Genomic DNA, 16,590 nt, shown 5'->3' with positions numbered 1-16,590 from the left:
ATACACAAAAAGTGCATCTTAGCCATAAAGGTAAGATGCACTTTTTTTATTTTGAGCGTGATGGACGCGCAAGCAGTTTCTCCCGATAGAGAGTGGGGGCTTCGCCGTGGAAACGTTTGAATTGACGGGAAAAATACAGAGCGTCAGGCATACCAACAGAAGCAGATACCTGTTCAATGGACAAGTCTGGACGTTCCCGAAGCAATTGACGTGACTTGTCGATCCGCAGTTTCAACAAATAGGTTACAGGGGTGAGTCCGGTTTCCTGTTTGAAAATACGCGAGAGATATGCACGGTTATATCCGAGACTCTCCGACATCTGTTCAATGGATACCGGGTAAGCGTATTGAGTGGACATATATTGAATCATCTGTTTTACCGTCCGCCGGATGGAGGATTCTCCTGATGTTAATGTCTGTCCCTCGGTGAGATGGGTCTGGGCCTCGGCTAAAATCATGTACAGTGTACCGAGTGATGTATAATGGGCGCTTTCTTTTCGCTCGGCAAAAGCGTCCTGCATGACCGACAACCAGTTGGATATGTCACAGGCTGTACCGGCATGAAAAACCGATTTCTCGGGCCTAAACCCGGCCTGTTCGACGTGCCCGGCAGCTTCACTACCTGTAAAGGCAATCCAGCGGTATTGCCACGGCTTGCGGTTATGGGACTGGTAGCTTACCAGTTGTCCCGGATGGATCAAAAAACAATCACCTGCGGCGAGATCGTAGGTGTGAAGCTCCGTACGAAACGTACCGGCTCCTTTTTCTACATAATGCAAAAGATAATAATCATATAGCTTCGGTCCAAGTGCATGTCCAGGGAGAGTCTGGCTTGCACCAGCAAACAGGACATGAAGTGCCCCTCGGTTATCATAGGTGGGATTGGAGGCAACCGAATAACTAAGTGCCCCGCTTTTGCTTACGGCTGTTTCCTGTGAGGACCTGGAGCTGGACGAACTGGATGAACCTGTTGTGTTATGGGATGTTTCTGCCGGATTTGTTTTGGAATCTTTCATGTGGAATCCTTCTTTCCGTTGATTAGAGCTTCAGTCGTTAGATTCATTATATGATTAAAGGTCACATTTATCTATATGAATCACACATGGTTTCATTTTAAGAGAGGTCACTTCCTTGTATAATAACATTAAGAAAACCACAACAAAGAGGCGAGGTGCATCAGCTTTGAATGTAACTGATTTGCAACAAAAGTTTATTGAGAGGTACGGAGAAAGTGGAGCGGACATCCGTGTATTCCATGCCCCTGGGCGTGTGAATCTGATTGGTGAACATATCGACTACAACGGTGGTTATGTGCTCCCGGCCGCGCTTGAGTTTGGCACAACCTTGCTCATTCGTGAACGTACGGATAACGCATTACAGCTGGCTTCTACCAATATGGCTTACGAGGGGACTCTGGACAGAGCCTCCATTGGTCAGGAGAAAACGGGAGAGTGGACGGACTACCCGGTAGGCGTCATGGTACAGCTGCAAGGCAAAGGTGTGCAAGTGACGAGAGGGTATGATTTTCTCTACCACGGTGAAATACCAAATGGCGCAGGACTTTCCTCCTCAGCATCTCTGGAGGTTCTCACCGGGTATGCGATTCAATCCATGGAAGGAGTACTCGACATTGACACCGTGGAGCTTGCGCTTTTGTCCCAGAAAGCAGAGAATGAGTTTGTTGGTGTCAACTGCGGCATCATGGATCAGTTTGCTGTAGCCAACGGGGCGAAGGATCATGCGATTCTCCTGATGTGTGATACGCTGGAGTACGAGAAGGTTCCTTTCCGTACAGGTGCTTACAAACTGATTATCGGTAACACAAACAAACGCCGTGGTTTGGTTGATTCGGCTTACAATGAGCGGCGCTCTCAATGCGAGCAGGCACTTGCCATTTTGAAGGAACAGCTGCCTGCACTGAATTACCTGGCTCAATTAAAGCCAGAGCAGTTTGACACCTTACAGGATCAGCTCAAGGATGGGAAAGTCAGACAGCGTGCCCAGCACGTTGTAGAAGAAAATGCACGAGTACTTGCATCCGTAGAAGCGCTGCAGAACAATGACTTGCAGACGTTTGGACAGTTGATGAATGCTTCACATGAATCGTTGCGTGATTTGTATGAAGTGAGCTGCAACGAGCTGGATGTCATGGTTGAGGAAGCGCAGCGGATTCCAGGAACACTGGGTGCACGTATGACGGGTGCAGGTTTTGGTGGATGTACGGTGTCTCTGGTACATGAGAATGATGTGGAACGTTTTGTGAGTGAAGTGGGTGCAGCATATGAAGCACGCACCGGTCTCAAAGGTGATTTCTATGTATGTGGTGTAGGCGAAGGTGTTAACGAACTCAAGGAGGCGAAGTAAAATGGCAATTTTGGTGACAGGTGGAGCAGGATACATTGGATCTCATACGGTGGCGGCATTGCTCGAACGTGGCGAAGAAGTCGTTGTACTGGATAACTTGCAAACAGGACATCGCGAGGCATTGCTTGGCGGTAAGTTGTATGAAGGTGATTTGCGTGACAAGGAAATCTTGACGAAACTGTTCGCGGAAAATTCAATTGATGCCGTCATTCACTTTGCGGCGAACTCGCTCGTCGGCGAGAGCATGAAAGAACCGGCTAAATACTACGATAATAACGTATTCGGCACACTTTGCCTGCTTGAAGCAATGAATGCAGCGAATGTACGTCGCATCGTCTTCTCATCTACAGCAGCAACTTATGGTGAGCCTGAGAAAGTGCCGATCGAAGAGAGCGACCGTACGGAGCCTACGAATGTATATGGTGAAACCAAATTGATGATGGAGCGCATGATGTCCTGGTTCGACAAAGTGCAGGATATCAAATACGTTTCCCTGCGTTACTTCAATGCAGCCGGTGCACACGAAAGCGGCAAAATCGGTGAAGATCACCAGCCGGAAAGTCACTTGATTCCGCTTGTATTGCAAACGGCACTGAAACAACGTTCGCATATCGCTGTATTCGGAGATGACTATGCAACAGAGGATGGCACATGTGTCCGTGACTATATCCACGTTAGTGATCTGGCTGATGCGCATCTTCGTGCAGTGGATTACTTGCGCAAAGGGGAGAACAGCAACGTGTTCAACCTGGGTAATGGCACTGGATTCTCGGTAAAACAAGTGATCGAAACCGCTAAAAAAGTAACAGGCCTGGATATTCCGGTTGTTCAGGAACCACGTCGTGCGGGTGATCCGGCTGTGCTGGTGGCATCGTCTGCGAAAGCAAGATCCGTTCTGGGTTGGAACCCGAAATGGACAAATCTCGAAGATGTCATTCAAAGCGCATGGAACTGGCATCAATCACGCCCTGAAGGCTACGGAAAAAACTAGGAGGCGAACATCTTATGTCACAGACTCAACCTGGAGCAGAGGCCACAGAGCGTACACCCGAGCAGCAGGAAGCACTGCATGCCATTGAGCGTCTGGTCGAATTTGCCTTACAGAAAAAATTGATCGAGGAAGCGGACTATGATTACAGTCGCAACCTGCTGATGGAACAGTTCGGATTCTCGGAGCCTTACGCCGGTGAATTGCATGCTACAGTTCCTGATAGTCCACAGACCATGTTGGACACTCTCATTGACTATGGATATACGATTGGACTCATTCCTGAAAATAGCGATACCTTCCGTGACCTGCTGGATGCGAAAATTATGGGTCATCTGATGGCGCGCCCTTCAGAAGTTGTGCGTGCTTTCCGTGATAAGGAGAAAACGGAAGGTATCGAGGCGGCAACATCGCAATTTTATGACTTATCCATTAACTCGAACTACATCCGAATGGATCGCGTATCCAAGAACGTCTATTGGACGCAGGATACAGCTTATGGCGAGATGGAGATCACGATCAACCTTTCGAAGCCGGAGAAGAGTCCAAAGGAAATCGCTATGGCGAAATTGCTTCCTCCTCCGGTATATCCGAAATGTCAGCTGTGCCGTGAAAATGTAGGTTATGCTGGTCGGGTGAATCACCCGGCCCGCCAGAATCTGCGTGTCATTCCGCTAAAGCTTAACAATGAGCCGTGGTTGTTCCAATACTCGCCGTACGTGTACTACAACGAGCACTGCATTATTTTCCATCATGATCATGTGCCGATGAAATTGACGAAGGATACCTTGCGCAGATTGCTTTCTTTTGTTCAAGAATATCCGCATTACTTTATCGGATCTAACGCTGATCTTCCGATCGTGGGCGGTTCCATTCTGACTCATGACCATTTCCAAGGTGGACGTCATACGTTTGCCATTCAAAACGCACAGCCAGAGGCGGTCTTCCGTCATGCGGAGGCACCAGGGCTGACACTTAGCCTTGTCAAATGGCCGATGTCCGTGATGCGCCTGCATTCACATGATCCTGAGGAATTGCTAGAAGCGGGTAACGCGGTCTATGAAGCGTGGAAAGTCTACAGTGACTCCGCAGTAGAGATCGAAGCTTTTAGTGAGATCGATGGGGAAAAGGTACCTCACAATACGGTAACTCCGATTGTTCGCCGTAGTGCGGATGGCGGTTTTGAGATGGATCTCGTGTTGCGTAACAACCGTACAAATGACGAGCATCCGGAAGGGATTTTCCATCCACACCGTGAAATGCACCATTTGAAAAAAGAGAATATCGGCTTGATCGAAGTCATGGGACTGGCTATTTTGCCAGGACGTCTGAAGCAAGAGCTGGATGGCATTGCCGACATCTTGGCGGGTAATACACAGCTTGCAGAAGCTGCCCAGGCAGCGGATCACGAGCTGAACAAACATGTACCGTGGACAGAAGAGTTGAAGCAGGGGCATGGCTCCAGCTTGACGAAGGAAGAAGCGGTTACACTTGTACAACAGCAGGTAGGTTTGAAATTCTCCGAAATTCTGGAGCATGCAGGTGTGTACAAACATGATGAAGCTGGACGTCAAGCATTCCGTCGCTTCGTAAGTAGCATGGGCTATACCGAGTAGGAAGACCATTTGGCATCCGTTCAATTGTGAACGGGTGCTTTTTGGCATGGTTCGAGATGTATAATAGAGTAAGGAACCAAAGAAGAACAGTTAGAATGACCCAAACTACATAAGGAAAAGGGGACGATTTATTTGGAAAAGCAGCCGCTTAATCTTCCATTTATTTCAGATGCCAAGGAACTTAAAAGCATGGTTGGAGAATCCAGCGAACGTGTGCGCAATAAAGTAATCCCGTTTGTGGATTCGCATGTTCAAAATTTTATCACGAAGTCACCCTTGTTCTTCTTGTCCACTTCAGATCAGGATGGCAAATGTGATGTATCACCGCGTGGGGATGAACCCGGCTTTGTTCGTGTATTTGATTCGTATAGACTGGTGTACCCAGAACGCCCAGGAAATCGCCGAATCGATTCCTTGTTGAACATCCTGTCAGATCCAGGTGTAGGAATGTTGTTTGTGATTCCGGGTTTGAATGAAGTGCTGCGTATCAATGGAACAGCTCGGATTACAAAGGATGAAGAATTCATCAAAAGCATGAACTGGGAAGGTAAAACGATTGGAGCAGCCGTCATTGTTGAAGTCGAGGAATGTTTCATTCATTGTCCGCGTGCTTTTCATCAGGCAGGATTATGGGACGCTGCAACATGGGCAAAATCCGAAGAGTTGCCATCCGTGAATGAACTTCTTCAAGCACATCTGAAGATCAACGGATTGAACTAAAGTGAGCAGCTATCGATTTGTTTTTCTATAAAAGGGGTACTATAATTGAGGTTGCACTAAAAATTAAACTCCATTGGAGGCGATTATAGATCATGAGATCTTTTCAATTTTATAACCCGACTCGTCTAATCTTCGGTAAAGGCCAGCTCGAAGCGCTGAAAACCGAAGTGCCGAAATACGGCAAACGGGTTCTGCTTGTATATGGCGGTGGGAGCATCAAACGCAGCGGACTGTATGAGCAAGTGCTCGGTTTGCTCAAGGAAATCGGAGCAGAAGTAACGGAGCTCGCAGGTGTAGAGCCGAATCCGCGTCTGTCCACTGTACATAAAGGCGTGGACTTGTGTAAAACGAATGGCATTGAGCTCATTCTGGCTGTTGGCGGCGGTAGTGTGCTTGATTGTGCCAAAGCGATTGCCGTCGGGGCGAAGTACGATGGAGACATGTGGGACTTTGCACAGCGTAAAGCTGTTGCACAAGACGCGCTTCCACTCGGCACAGTGCTTACCATGGCAGCAACCGGTTCAGAGATGAATTCCGGTTCCGTAATCACAAACCAGGAAACACAAGAGAAACTCGGATGGGGCAGTGCGCACTCTTTCCCAGCATTCTCGATTCTTGATCCCGTAAATACATACACGGTACCGAAGGATCAAACGGTATACGGTATGGTGGACATGATGTCTCACGTATTAGAGCATTATTTCCATCTGGATCCGAACACGCCTGTTCAACTCGGCTTCTGCGAGACGATTCTGCGTACAGTAATGGAAGCAGCTCCTCGTTTGGTGGATGACCTGGAGAACTATGAACTTCGTGAGACGATTCTGTATTGCGGAACAATGGCACTTAATGGCGTGTTGAACATGGGACTTGCAGGAGACTGGGCAACGCACAATATTGAACATGCGGTATCTGCGGTCTACGACATCCCGCATGGTGGTGGACTTGCAATTCTGTTCCCACACTGGATGAGACATAACCTTGATGTGAAGGTAGATCGTTTCAAACGTCTTGCGATCAACGTGTTTGACGTGAACCCTGAAGGTAAATCCGACAGACAGATTGCCGAGGAAGGCATTGATGCGCTCAGCAAGTTCTGGACATCCATTGGTGCACCAAACCGTCTGGCTGACTATGATATTGATGACAGTCAGATTGAGGTTATGGCGGATAAAGCGATGCTGTTCGGACCGTTCGGTAACTTTAAAAAGCTGCAACGTGAAGATGTGGTATCCATCTACAAAGCTTCGCTATAAGTGAATTAAGAAGCTTGATGTGTAAGCTTAATATCTATTGGACTACTGATATAAACGCAAGTCTCCTGCTGGAGGCTTGCGTTTTTTAGTGTCTGGATTACTGTGAATTGGCATGGAAGAGAAAAATGGAGCATTCCTGAATATTATGATGCTAATACCCATTAGCGGCTTCTCAATACAACTCAGGGAAGATTTTGAAACATTTTGCCTGGATGTACGTATTTATTTACATGTGGAATGCACAGTTGGGAGAAATTGCAGCGGAGAGGAGGAAGAGGGGATGGAAGCAATCTATTGGGGGTGTCTCATCGGAGGTGCCGTTTTTGCCATCGTGAGTCTGGTGCTAGGTGACTTGATTGACGGTTTGCTGGATGGTGCTTTCGAAATGCCTGGTGTTGATTTTTTTAAACCTGTTGTACTGGCGGGATCCATCACTGCTTTTGGTGGAGCAGGCATACTACTGACGCGGTACAGCTCTCTTAGTGTGATGTCGAATCTGATCTTATCCCTGCTGATCGGTATTGCTGCAGCCATGCTGGTATTTTTCGCATATATCAAGCCGATGCGTAACAGTGACGTTTCAATTGCTTTCTCCATGAAGGAGTTAGCGGGCAAAATTGGTGAAATCACGATTCCGATACCGGCAAACGGATTTGGTGAAGTCATGATTCGTTTTGCATCTGGTAACACCATTCAGACAGCGTCCAGCTTCGAACAGCTACCCATTGCGGCGGGGGCACGAGTGGTTGTCATTGATGTGGTGGACGGAGTATTGCGCGTATCCGAGTGGGAAGAAGATGTACTTAAGGATGTCTAGGTCAGTGAAATTTCCTAATAATGCGGGGGAACTGACGGTAGCGGAATGATTTTTAATACTTACGAGACAAGGGGAGAGATGTGAATGGGTAATCTGGATTGGGATGTATTGTTAATTCCTGTTGTGGTTGTTGGTGTAATTTTGATTCTGGGTTTAGCTTTCTGGGCGAGATACAAAACGGTCGGTCCCGACGAAGCTATGATTGTAACCGGTTCATTCCTGGGTAGCAAAAATATTTCGGAAGATGAGTCAGGACGTAAAATCAAAATCGTGCGCGGCGGCGGTGCGTTCATCCTGCCTGTGTTCCAGCAGTCTGAATTTATTTCATTGCTTTCACACAAGCTCGATGTATCCACGCCTGAGGTCTATACAGAGCAGGGTGTTCCTGTTATTGCTGACGGGGTGGCGATCATCAAGGTCGGAAGCGCTGTAGAAGACGTTGCAACGGCTGCGGAGCAATTTATCGGCAAACCGGTTGACGCGCTGAGGGGAGAAGCCCAGGAAGTGCTGGAGGGGCATTTACGGGCCATTCTCGGTACGATGACGGTGGAAGAGGTATATCGGAACAGAGATCGTTTTGCTCAAGAGGTTCAAGGCGTGGCCGCACGGGATCTGAAAAAGATGGGGCTGCAGATCGTTTCCTTTACCATTAAGGATGTCCGCGATAAACAGGGATATTTGGACGCACTCGGTAAACCAAGAATTGCAGCCGTAAAACGGGATGCAGAAATTGCCGAAGCGGAAGCGATGCGGGATGCAAGGATTCAGAAGGCAAATGCTGAAGAACAAGGGCAGAAGGCCGAGTTGCTGCGTGATACCAACATTGCTGAGGCAGCCAAAGAGAAAGAATTGAAAGTAGCAGCCTTTAAACGTGATCAGGATACAGCCAAGGCGGAAGCGGATCAGGCTTATCATATCCATGAAGCGCGTGCAAGACAGACGGTTGTTGAAGAGCAGATGAAAGTAGAACTCGTACGTAAAGAACGTGAGATTGATCTACAGGAAAAAGAAATTACGGTGCGTGAGAAACAATACGATGCGGAAGTGAAGAAAAAAGCGGAAGCAGATCGTTATGCTGTTGAGCAGGCTGCGGAAGCGGACAAAGCAAAACGGATGCGTGAAGCTGATGCAGTGCAGTACTCCATCGAAACCCAAGCCAAAGCAACAGCTGAGCAGAAACGACTTGAAGGTCAGGCCATTGCGGATGCAGAGCGTGCAAAAGGTACAGCCGATGCAGAAGTTATTCGTCTGCGTGGTCTTGCCGAAGCGGAAGCCAAAGAAAAATTGGCTGAGGCGTTCCAGAAGTTTGGCGAAGCTGCGGTACTCGATATCATTGTCAAAATGTTGCCTGAACTGGCTGGTAAAATCGCTGAGCCAATCTCCTCGATTGACAAGTTGACGGTAGTAGATACAGGTAAGGGCGAGGGTGCTGCACGTGTCAGCAACTACGTCACGGAACTGATGGCTACTGCACCTGAGATGTTGAAAAGTGTGTCAGGCATCGACGTGGAACAACTGATCAAAGGATTGACCAAATCGAAAACATCTACACCAGTGGCTGTGCAATCGAGTGAATCAGTAAAACAGACGTCACCTATTATCGAGAGCATTGTAGAGCGTAGCGATAGTAAAGAGTAAGAAATGGCAGCTTAATTACATGGCTGGTCTATTGACCTTATGGCGAATTTTTGTTACTTTTTAAGCGAGACGTCCGGCGCGGTTTGCCCGCTCCGGATGTTTTTTTTGATTTGGTTTGAAGATGTGTCAGACACATCCAAGATGGTGTGAAAAAAAGAGGTGCAAAAATGAGCAGCCTGCATGTAGATAAAGCACTAAATAATAATGTAATTATTGCACAGCATCCTGAACACGGCGAAGTTGTGGTCATCGGCAAGGGCATCGGCTTTAACCGGAAGCCGAGTGATGACATCCCACTGACGGCTGTGGAGAAGATGTTTATTTTGAAAAACCAGCAGGAGCAGGAGCAGTACAAGCAACTTCTTCCGCAGGTGGATGAGGCTTTAATTGAGATTATTAACGAAGTCATCACGTATATCGCAGAGCGTACGGACGTTCCGCTTAATGAACATATTCATATTGCGTTAACAGATCATATTTCTTTTGCCCTTAAACGCAAGGAGCAGGGAATAATCATCCAAAATCCTTTTTTATATGAGACAAGAGAGATCTATCCAGATGAGTATCGGATGGGGGAATATGCCGTTCGTTTAATTAAGGAAAAGATGGGCGTGGATCTCGGCCAAGATGAGATTGGTTTTGTGGCTCTGCATATCTATAGCGCGATGACGAACCAGAACATATCCCAAGTACGAGAGCATTCTCAATTAATTACGGATCTAGTAAACCTGGTTGCAGACCAACTCGACTATTCATTTGAAACGCAGTCTTTGGATTATTCCCGTCTGTTAACTCACCTTCGGTTTGCCCTGGAACGTGTACGCCGTGGAGATAAGGTGGAGGAACTGCATAAGCTGGATTCCTTGCTTAAATTAGAATACCCCGAAATGTACTCGCTTGCATGGAAACTCACGAAGGTGATGGAGAAACGACTAAAATTGCCTGTGTATCCGGCAGAAGTTGGGTATCTAACGATACATTTACAGCGACTGAATCAACGGAAAGAAGAAGAGAATAAGTGAAATCATGTCAGAAATTTTAGCGAAATCACGTTTTTTCCTGTAAAGGCTTGCAATGCGTTCGAAGTGGTGCTACAATGGTGACCGTAATCAAGCAACTGAATAAACATAAGCGACGTGTTACTGACTCGATCAGGCATGAGTTAATTAGAGTGTGATTGTTCTACCTTTTTAAGGGTATGCTATACCCCAAGGTAGGCGCAGTTCACTTTTATTAGTTCATGCCTTTTTTGTGTTCCATTGCTTGCATCACGACATACAGACTTAGACGAAAGGAAGAATACGACGCGATGTTTAAAAAGCTTTTTGGTGTATTGCAAAGAGTAGGTAAAGCTCTCATGTTGCCTGTAGCGATCTTGCCAGCCGCAGGTTTACTGCTCGGAATTGGTAACATGCTGGTGAATCCGGATTTCCTGCAATATGTGACTGCGCTCGATACTCCGTGGGTAAACTCGATTGCAACTATAATGATGAACGCAGGTCAGATCGTATTTGATAATCTGGCATTGCTGTTTGCTGTCGGGGTAGCTGTTGGACTCGCTGGCGGTGAAGGTGTAGCAGGGCTTGCAGCCATCATCGGTTACCTGGTGATGAATGTAACTCTGGGTTCTGCAGTAGGTGTTACGCCTGCCATGATTGGAAAAGTACCTGGTTATGCAAGTATCTTGGGTATTCCTACACTAAGCACAGGGGTTTTTGGAGGTATCATTATTGGTATCGCTGCAGCGCTGTGTTACAATCGGTTCTTCAAAATTGAACTGCCGTCTTACCTTGGATTCTTTGCGGGTAAACGATTTGTTCCTATTGTCACTTCAGTAGTTTCCCTGTTGTTAGGGTTACTGCTCGTGGTCATCTGGCCACCAATCCAGAACGGATTAAATGCCATTTCTCACTTCATGGTAGATACCAGCCCGACTTTGTCGGCCTTTATCTTCGGTGTTGTAGAACGGTCACTGATTCCGTTTGGTCTGCATCACATTTTCTACTCCCCATTCTGGTTTGAGTTCGGTGAATATGTGAACAAAGCCGGCGATGTTATTCGCGGGGACCAAAAGATTTTCTTCAGCCAGTTGCGCGATGGCGTTGAATTGACTGCGGGAACGTTCCAAGTTGGTAAATTCCCGTTCATGATGTTCGGTTTGCCAGCAGCGGCACTTGCGATGTACCATGAAGCAAGACCTGAGCATAAAAAATATGTTGCAGGGATCATGGGTTCAGCTGCGCTGACATCATTCCTGACAGGGATCACAGAACCACTCGAGTTCTCATTCCTGTTCGTAGCACCGATTTTGTTTGCAGTACACTGTATCTTTGCAGGTTTGTCTTTCATGACGATGCAATTGCTCGATGTCAAGATCGGGATGACCTTCTCAGGCGGTTTCATTGACTTCCTGATCTTTGGTATCATTCCAAACCGCACACCATGGTGGGATGTTATTATCGTCGGTTTGATCCTTGCCGTGATCTATTACTTCGGATTCCGATTGATCATTCGCAAGTTCAATCTCAAAACACCTGGACGTGAAGAGGCATCCGCGGAAACTGCATCCGGCGGTTCTTCAGGCTCCACGGACGATCTGCCTCACAATATCCTCGAAGCCTTTGGCGGGAAGGAAAACATTAAACATCTGGATGCATGTATTACTCGTTTGCGGATTGAAGTGAATGAGAAATCCAATGTACAAAAAGATCGTTTGAAACAATTGGGTGCATCTGGTGTGCTTGAAGTGGGTAATAATGTTCAAGCCATCTTCGGAACACGTTCCGATACGATCAAGTCCCAAATGCAAGATATCATTGCAGGGCGTACACCTGCACCAACTCCAGTTGCTGAAGTTAAACCAACTCCTGAAGAGGAGAAAGCACAAGGAGAACAAGGTGAACGCATTGTCACAGAGGATATCGTGATGCCAGTCAATGGTGAGCTGATGGATATTACCAATGTACCTGATCCAGTCTTTGCTGAGAAAATGACAGGTGACGGGTTCGCCATTTTGCCACATGACGGAACGATTACTTCTCCTGTGTATGGTAAAGTATTTAATGTATTTCCAAGCAAACATGCCGTAGGTATCATGTCCGACGGCGGTAAGGAAGTGCTTGTACACATAGGTGTCAATACGGTGAAACTGAAAGGCCAAGGTTTCAACGTACTGGTACAGGAAGGTGACCTGGTATCTGCAGGACAACCGATTATGGAAGTGGATCTGGAGTATGTCAAAGCGAACGCTCCTTCGATCATTTCTCCGGTGATATTCACCAACCTGCCAGAAGGTTCTACCGTCACTTTGAAGAAGAGTGGCGTGCTCAAAGTTGGCGATCAGCCGATCATTGAGATAAAATAAGAACTGTTCCAACGATGGCAAGCAAGTGTAAATATATGCAATGCCTAAACTAAACTACTGAAAGCGAGATGATTGTAATGCAACAAACATTCAGAATTACAGACGAAGATGGTATCCACGCACGTCCGGCAACTGCCCTGGTTAATACAGCAAACAAATTCAAAGGTGCTGAATCCTTCGCAGAAGCTAACGGCAAAAAAGTAACATTGAAATCCATTCTGGGCGTTCTTTCCCTCGGTCTGGAGCAAGGTGACACCATCAGCATCATCGTTGAAGGTGAAGGCGAAGCTGAAGCTCTTCAAGCTCTGACAGACGTTATGGTTAACGAAGGGTTGGGCGAAATTAATGCTTAATGTTTCCGGGATCGCGGCTTCGGCGGGTATTGCTATCGCCAAGGCGTTTATCTTGGAGCATCCTGACTACTCTGTAGAAAAACGCCAGATTAACGACGTTGACGCAGAGATTGCTAAACTTGACTCGGCGCTGGGTAAATCCCGCGCTGAGCTTGAGGCAATCAAAGAGCGTACTTTACAAGAGCTTGGCGAGAAAAAAGCGGAGATTTTTGCATCGCATTTGCTCATCCTGGATGACCCGGAACTGATTGATCCGGTGAAAGCGAAGATCGCTGATGACATGATCAATGCAGAATTTGCACTGAATGAAACAGCTTCCCAGTTCATCTCGATGTTTGAAAACATGAAGAGTGCATACCTGCAAGAACGTGCTGCGGATATGCGTGACGTTACGAAGCGTGTGCTAAATCACTTGCTCGGTATCGACTTCATGAGTCCGGCTGAAATCAGTGAAGAAGTGATTGTGCTTGCAGAGGATTTAACACCTTCTGATACAGCTCAATTGAACCGCCAATACGTAAAAGGTTTTGCAACCAACATCGGTGGACGTACTTCTCACTCCGCTATCATGGCTCGTTCGCTTGAGATTCCGGCTGTGGTTGGAACGAAAGACATCTTGGCTCAAGCGAAACAAGGGGACTTGATCATTGTTGACGGTCTGGACGGTCAAGTTCTGGTTAACCCTACAGATGACGTCGTTGCTGAATACCGTGCCAAACAGGAACAGTATGATGCACAGCGTGCGGAGTGGAGAAAACTGCGTGACGAACCAACGGTTACGGTGGACAACGTTCATGTGGAACTGGCTGCAAATATCGGTACGCCGAACGATGTAACAGGTGTATTGGAAAACGGCGGCGAGGCGGTAGGCTTGTATCGTACCGAGTTCTTGTACATGGGCAGAGACAAGCTTCCTTCCGAAGACATTCAGTACAATGCTTATAAAGCGGTACTCGAAAAAATGGAAGGCAAACCTGTTGTAGTTCGTACACTTGACATCGGTGGAGACAAAGAGCTTCCTTATCTGGATCTGCCAAAAGAAATGAATCCATTCCTCGGCTTCCGCGCAGTTCGTCTGTGTCTGGACCGTCTGGATATCTTCCGTACTCAATTGCGTGCGTTGCTGCGTGCAAGTGTACACGGAAACTTGCGTGTCATGTTCCCTATGATCGCAACACTGGGTGAATTCCGTGAAGCCAAAGCTGTCCTGCTCGAAGAGAAGGAAAAGCTGGTTGCTGAAGGTATCGCTGTTTCTGACAGCATTCAACTCGGAATCATGGTCGAAATTCCATCAACAGCTGTAATGGCAGATCAATTCGCCAAAGAAGTGGACTTCTTCAGTATCGGTACTAACGATCTGATTCAGTACACGATGGCTGCTGACCGGATGAATGAGCGTGTATCTTATCTGTATCAACCATACAACCCAGCTATTTTGCGTTTGGTCAAAATGGTTATCGATGCAGCGCATCGTGAAGGTAAATGGGCTGGCATGTGCGGTGAGATGGCAGGAGACGAAACAGCAATTCCATTGCTGCTTGGTCTTGGACTGGATGAGTTCAGCATGAGCGCAACTTCCATTCTGCCAGCGCGTAGCCAAATCACCAAATTGTCCCGTGCGGACATGCAGGAACTCGCTGCCAAAGCGTTGGAAATGCAAACCGCTGAACAAGTGGTTGAACTGGTTCAAAGCATTCAAGCGTAATTTTGCCGGAGTTTCCTCCGGATTTGAGGTCTTTCTTTTTCCGATAAAGGGCTGCCTTAGTGCAGCAATATTGCCGGTTTCCACGTAGTAGTGGGGCCGGCTTTTTTTGCTTTTTTATCGTAGTGACAGGATAGCTACTCTTACAAGTGAATAAAATAAAATCCCCTTATGGGAGTGAGAGAATATCTCATCACGCACAGGGGATTCTGTCACCGAAATAGACTGTATAAAAAATTAGTTTAACTTATTTAGCTACAAGCACAGTTTAATACAGGTTTGCGTGCTGCGGTCGTTTCATCCAGACGAGTTACCGGCGTGCCGTACGGAGCGTTGAGCACCAATCCCGGTGTTTCTTCGGCTTCTTTCGCAATACGGATCATTGTATCGATAAATCCGTCGAGCGTTTCTTTGCTCTCGGTTTCCGTTGGCTCAATCATAATGCACTCCTCGACATTAAGCGGGAAGTAAATGGTTGGCGGGTGATAGCCAAAGTCCAGCAGGCGTTTGGCTACATCCAGTGTGCGTACACCATACTGCTTCAGGCCACGGCCTGACATGACAAATTCATGTTTGCACACGCCAGGATAAGGAATCTCGTAATGAGGTGCCAGGCGAGCCATCATATAATTGGCGTTCAGCACAGCACATTCGGAGACACGGCGAAGACCTTCTGGTCCATAAGTGCGGATATAAGCATAAGCACGAACAAGAATACCGAAGTTGCCATAATAGGCTTTGACCCGACCGATCGATTGATCTCCTTCGTAATCCAGAGCGTACATGCCTTGATCATTTTGAACAACCATCGGTTTAGGTAAGAACGGGATCAGGCGGCTCTTCACACCGACAGGTCCGGCACCAGGTCCACCACCACCGTGAGGTGTGCTCATCGTTTTGTGCAAATTCAGATGCACCACATCAAAGCCCATATCTCCCGGACGTGTAATGCCCATGATGGCATTGGAGTTAGCTCCGTCATAATACAATAATCCGCCAGCTTCGTGTACGATGGACGCAATCTCTTGAATATCCTTTTCAAACAAACCGAGCGTATTCGGATTCGTTAGCATGAGTGCTGCGGTATCTGAACCGACTGCTGCACGGAGAGCATCAAGATCGACCAAACCGTCCGTACGCGACGGGATTGTCACCGTTTCGAATCCAGCTACGGTTGCGCTGGCCGGGTTCGTGCCATGAGATGAATCGGGTACGATAACCTTGGTACGCAGTTCGCCACGGCTTTCGTGATAAGCTCGAATCATCATAAGTCCGGTCCATTCCCCGTGTGCACCGGCAGCAGGTTGCAGGGTTACGGCATCCATACCGGTCAGACCTGCAAGATCATTTTGTAAAGTATGGAGCAGTTCGAGAGCACCTTGAAGACTGGATTCATGCTGATAGGGATGGATCTTGGCAAAGCCGTTGTAACGTGCTACATCTTCGTTGATCTTTGGATTGTATTTCATTGTACATGAACCAAGTGGATAAAAGCCGTTATCTACCCCGAAGTTGCGGCGGGACAATGCCGTATAATGACGAATAACATCAACCTCGAATACTTCCGGCAACGCGGCCGCTTCCGAGCGCAGCATTTCCCGGGGAATCAACGTATCAGCATCCTGACGGGGAACATCACATTCCGGCAAGGAATAGGCCACACGTCCGGGACTGCTCAGTTCAAAAATTAGAGTTTGTTCGGGAGCAACGGATGGTGCGACTTGCGGACTGGTCGAATTTCCTAATGCTTGCGAGTCCATTCCAGTCTGCACA

13 protein-coding genes are annotated in these 16,590 nt (G+C 47.4%); 11 read left to right on the top strand and 2 right to left on the bottom strand.

Annotated features, from left to right (window positions below; all coding sequences use genetic code 11):
* Nucleotides 1-46: 46 nt before the first annotated feature.
* On the bottom strand, nucleotides 47-1,015 hold the full coding sequence (locus MKY23_RS21690; RefSeq protein ID WP_339832149.1) for an AraC family transcriptional regulator: 969 nt from the start codon (nucleotides 1,013-1,015) through the stop codon (nucleotides 47-49).
* A gap of 166 nt (nucleotides 1,016-1,181) precedes the next feature.
* Here MKY23_RS21690 and MKY23_RS21685 point away from each other — a divergent pair, with 166 nt between their 5' ends.
* The 11 genes from MKY23_RS21685 to ptsP all read left to right on the top strand — a co-directional run bounded on the left by MKY23_RS21685 (nucleotide 1,182) and on the right by ptsP (nucleotide 14,820).
* Entirely contained in the window at nucleotides 1,182-2,363 is a 1,182-nt protein-coding gene (locus tag MKY23_RS21685) for a galactokinase (protein WP_339832147.1), read from the top strand.
* 1 nt (nucleotide 2,364) lies between these two features.
* Nucleotides 2,365-3,354, top strand: coding sequence for a UDP-glucose 4-epimerase GalE (gene galE, locus MKY23_RS21680; protein ID WP_090915498.1), 990 nt, complete (start codon nucleotides 2,365-2,367; stop codon nucleotides 3,352-3,354).
* A 14-nt stretch (nucleotides 3,355-3,368) separates the two neighbouring features.
* Nucleotides 3,369-4,967, top strand: coding sequence for a UDP-glucose--hexose-1-phosphate uridylyltransferase (locus MKY23_RS21675; RefSeq protein ID WP_339832145.1), 1,599 nt, complete (start codon nucleotides 3,369-3,371; stop codon nucleotides 4,965-4,967).
* Nucleotides 4,968-5,156: 189 nt separating this feature from the next.
* Entirely contained in the window at nucleotides 5,157-5,687 is a 531-nt protein-coding gene (locus tag MKY23_RS21670; protein WP_139168843.1) for an MSMEG_1061 family FMN-dependent PPOX-type flavoprotein, read from the top strand.
* A gap of 92 nt (nucleotides 5,688-5,779) precedes the next feature.
* Nucleotides 5,780-6,943, top strand: coding sequence for an iron-containing alcohol dehydrogenase (locus MKY23_RS21665; RefSeq protein WP_154887559.1), 1,164 nt, complete (start codon nucleotides 5,780-5,782; stop codon nucleotides 6,941-6,943).
* 280 nt (nucleotides 6,944-7,223) lie between these two features.
* Nucleotides 7,224-7,760: a protease gene (locus MKY23_RS21660; protein WP_145332645.1), complete on the top strand. Its 537-nt coding sequence runs from the start codon at nucleotides 7,224-7,226 to the stop codon at nucleotides 7,758-7,760.
* 84 nt (nucleotides 7,761-7,844) lie between these two features.
* Nucleotides 7,845-9,398 carry a flotillin family protein gene (locus MKY23_RS21655; RefSeq protein WP_339832141.1) on the top strand — a complete coding sequence of 518 codons (1,554 nt, stop codon included), beginning with the start codon at nucleotides 7,845-7,847 and terminating at the stop codon, nucleotides 9,396-9,398.
* 167 nt (nucleotides 9,399-9,565) lie between these two features.
* Nucleotides 9,566-10,420, top strand: coding sequence for a PRD domain-containing protein (locus MKY23_RS21650; protein WP_090915486.1), 855 nt, complete (start codon nucleotides 9,566-9,568; stop codon nucleotides 10,418-10,420).
* 287 nt (nucleotides 10,421-10,707) lie between these two features.
* Nucleotides 10,708-12,762, top strand: coding sequence for a glucose-specific PTS transporter subunit IIBC (gene ptsG, locus MKY23_RS21645; RefSeq protein WP_090915485.1), 2,055 nt, complete (start codon nucleotides 10,708-10,710; stop codon nucleotides 12,760-12,762).
* A 77-nt stretch (nucleotides 12,763-12,839) separates the two neighbouring features.
* A complete protein-coding gene (locus MKY23_RS21640) occupies nucleotides 12,840-13,115 on the top strand; it encodes an HPr family phosphocarrier protein (RefSeq protein WP_036617010.1) in 276 nt (91 codons plus the stop codon).
* Nucleotides 13,108-14,820 (top strand): phosphoenolpyruvate--protein phosphotransferase, encoded by a 1,713-nt coding sequence (gene ptsP, locus MKY23_RS21635; RefSeq protein WP_090915483.1) that lies wholly within the window; start codon nucleotides 13,108-13,110, stop codon nucleotides 14,818-14,820. The genes MKY23_RS21640 and ptsP overlap by 8 nt, the downstream gene beginning before the upstream one ends.
* Nucleotides 14,821-15,068: 248 nt before the next feature.
* On the opposite strand, the gene gcvPB is transcribed toward ptsP, so the two are convergent.
* Complete coding sequence (gcvPB, locus tag MKY23_RS21630; protein ID WP_339839619.1) at nucleotides 15,069-16,577, bottom strand: aminomethyl-transferring glycine dehydrogenase subunit GcvPB; 1,509 nt, start codon at nucleotides 16,575-16,577, stop codon at nucleotides 15,069-15,071.
* Nucleotides 16,578-16,590: the final 13 nt, after the last annotated feature.

The sequence above is a fragment of the Paenibacillus sp. FSL R7-0272 genome, assembly GCF_037969905.1.
GTDB lineage: Bacteria > Bacillota > Bacilli > Paenibacillales > Paenibacillaceae > Paenibacillus > Paenibacillus polysaccharolyticus.
Note: the sequence above shows the minus strand (reverse complement) of the source record. Positions and strands in the feature narration are given on the sequence as shown.

Excerpts from the sequence above, each read along its gene's own strand:
- MKY23_RS21655 (WP_339832141.1), top strand. The coding sequence starts at position 7,845 with ATGGGTAATCTGGATTGGGATGTATTGTTAATTCCTGTTGTGGTTGTT.
- MKY23_RS21665 (WP_154887559.1), top strand. The coding sequence starts at position 5,780 with ATGAGATCTTTTCAATTTTATAACCCGACTCGTCTAATCTTCGGTAAA.
- MKY23_RS21670 (WP_139168843.1), top strand. The coding sequence starts at position 5,157 with ATGGTTGGAGAATCCAGCGAACGTGTGCGCAATAAAGTAATCCCGTTT.
- ptsG (WP_090915485.1), top strand. The coding sequence starts at position 10,708 with ATGTTTAAAAAGCTTTTTGGTGTATTGCAAAGAGTAGGTAAAGCTCTC.
- galE (WP_090915498.1), top strand. The coding sequence starts at position 2,365 with ATGGCAATTTTGGTGACAGGTGGAGCAGGATACATTGGATCTCATACG.
- MKY23_RS21675 (WP_339832145.1), top strand. The coding sequence starts at position 3,369 with ATGTCACAGACTCAACCTGGAGCAGAGGCCACAGAGCGTACACCCGAG.
- MKY23_RS21640 (WP_036617010.1), top strand. The coding sequence starts at position 12,840 with ATGCAACAAACATTCAGAATTACAGACGAAGATGGTATCCACGCACGT.
- ptsP (WP_090915483.1), top strand. The coding sequence starts at position 13,108 with ATGCTTAATGTTTCCGGGATCGCGGCTTCGGCGGGTATTGCTATCGCC.
- MKY23_RS21690 (WP_339832149.1), bottom strand. The coding sequence starts at position 1,015 with ATGAAAGATTCCAAAACAAATCCGGCAGAAACATCCCATAACACAACA.
- MKY23_RS21650 (WP_090915486.1), top strand. The coding sequence starts at position 9,566 with ATGAGCAGCCTGCATGTAGATAAAGCACTAAATAATAATGTAATTATT.
- gcvPB (WP_339839619.1), bottom strand. The coding sequence starts at position 16,577 with ATGGACTCGCAAGCATTAGGAAATTCGACCAGTCCGCAAGTCGCACCA.
- MKY23_RS21660 (WP_145332645.1), top strand. The coding sequence starts at position 7,224 with ATGGAAGCAATCTATTGGGGGTGTCTCATCGGAGGTGCCGTTTTTGCC.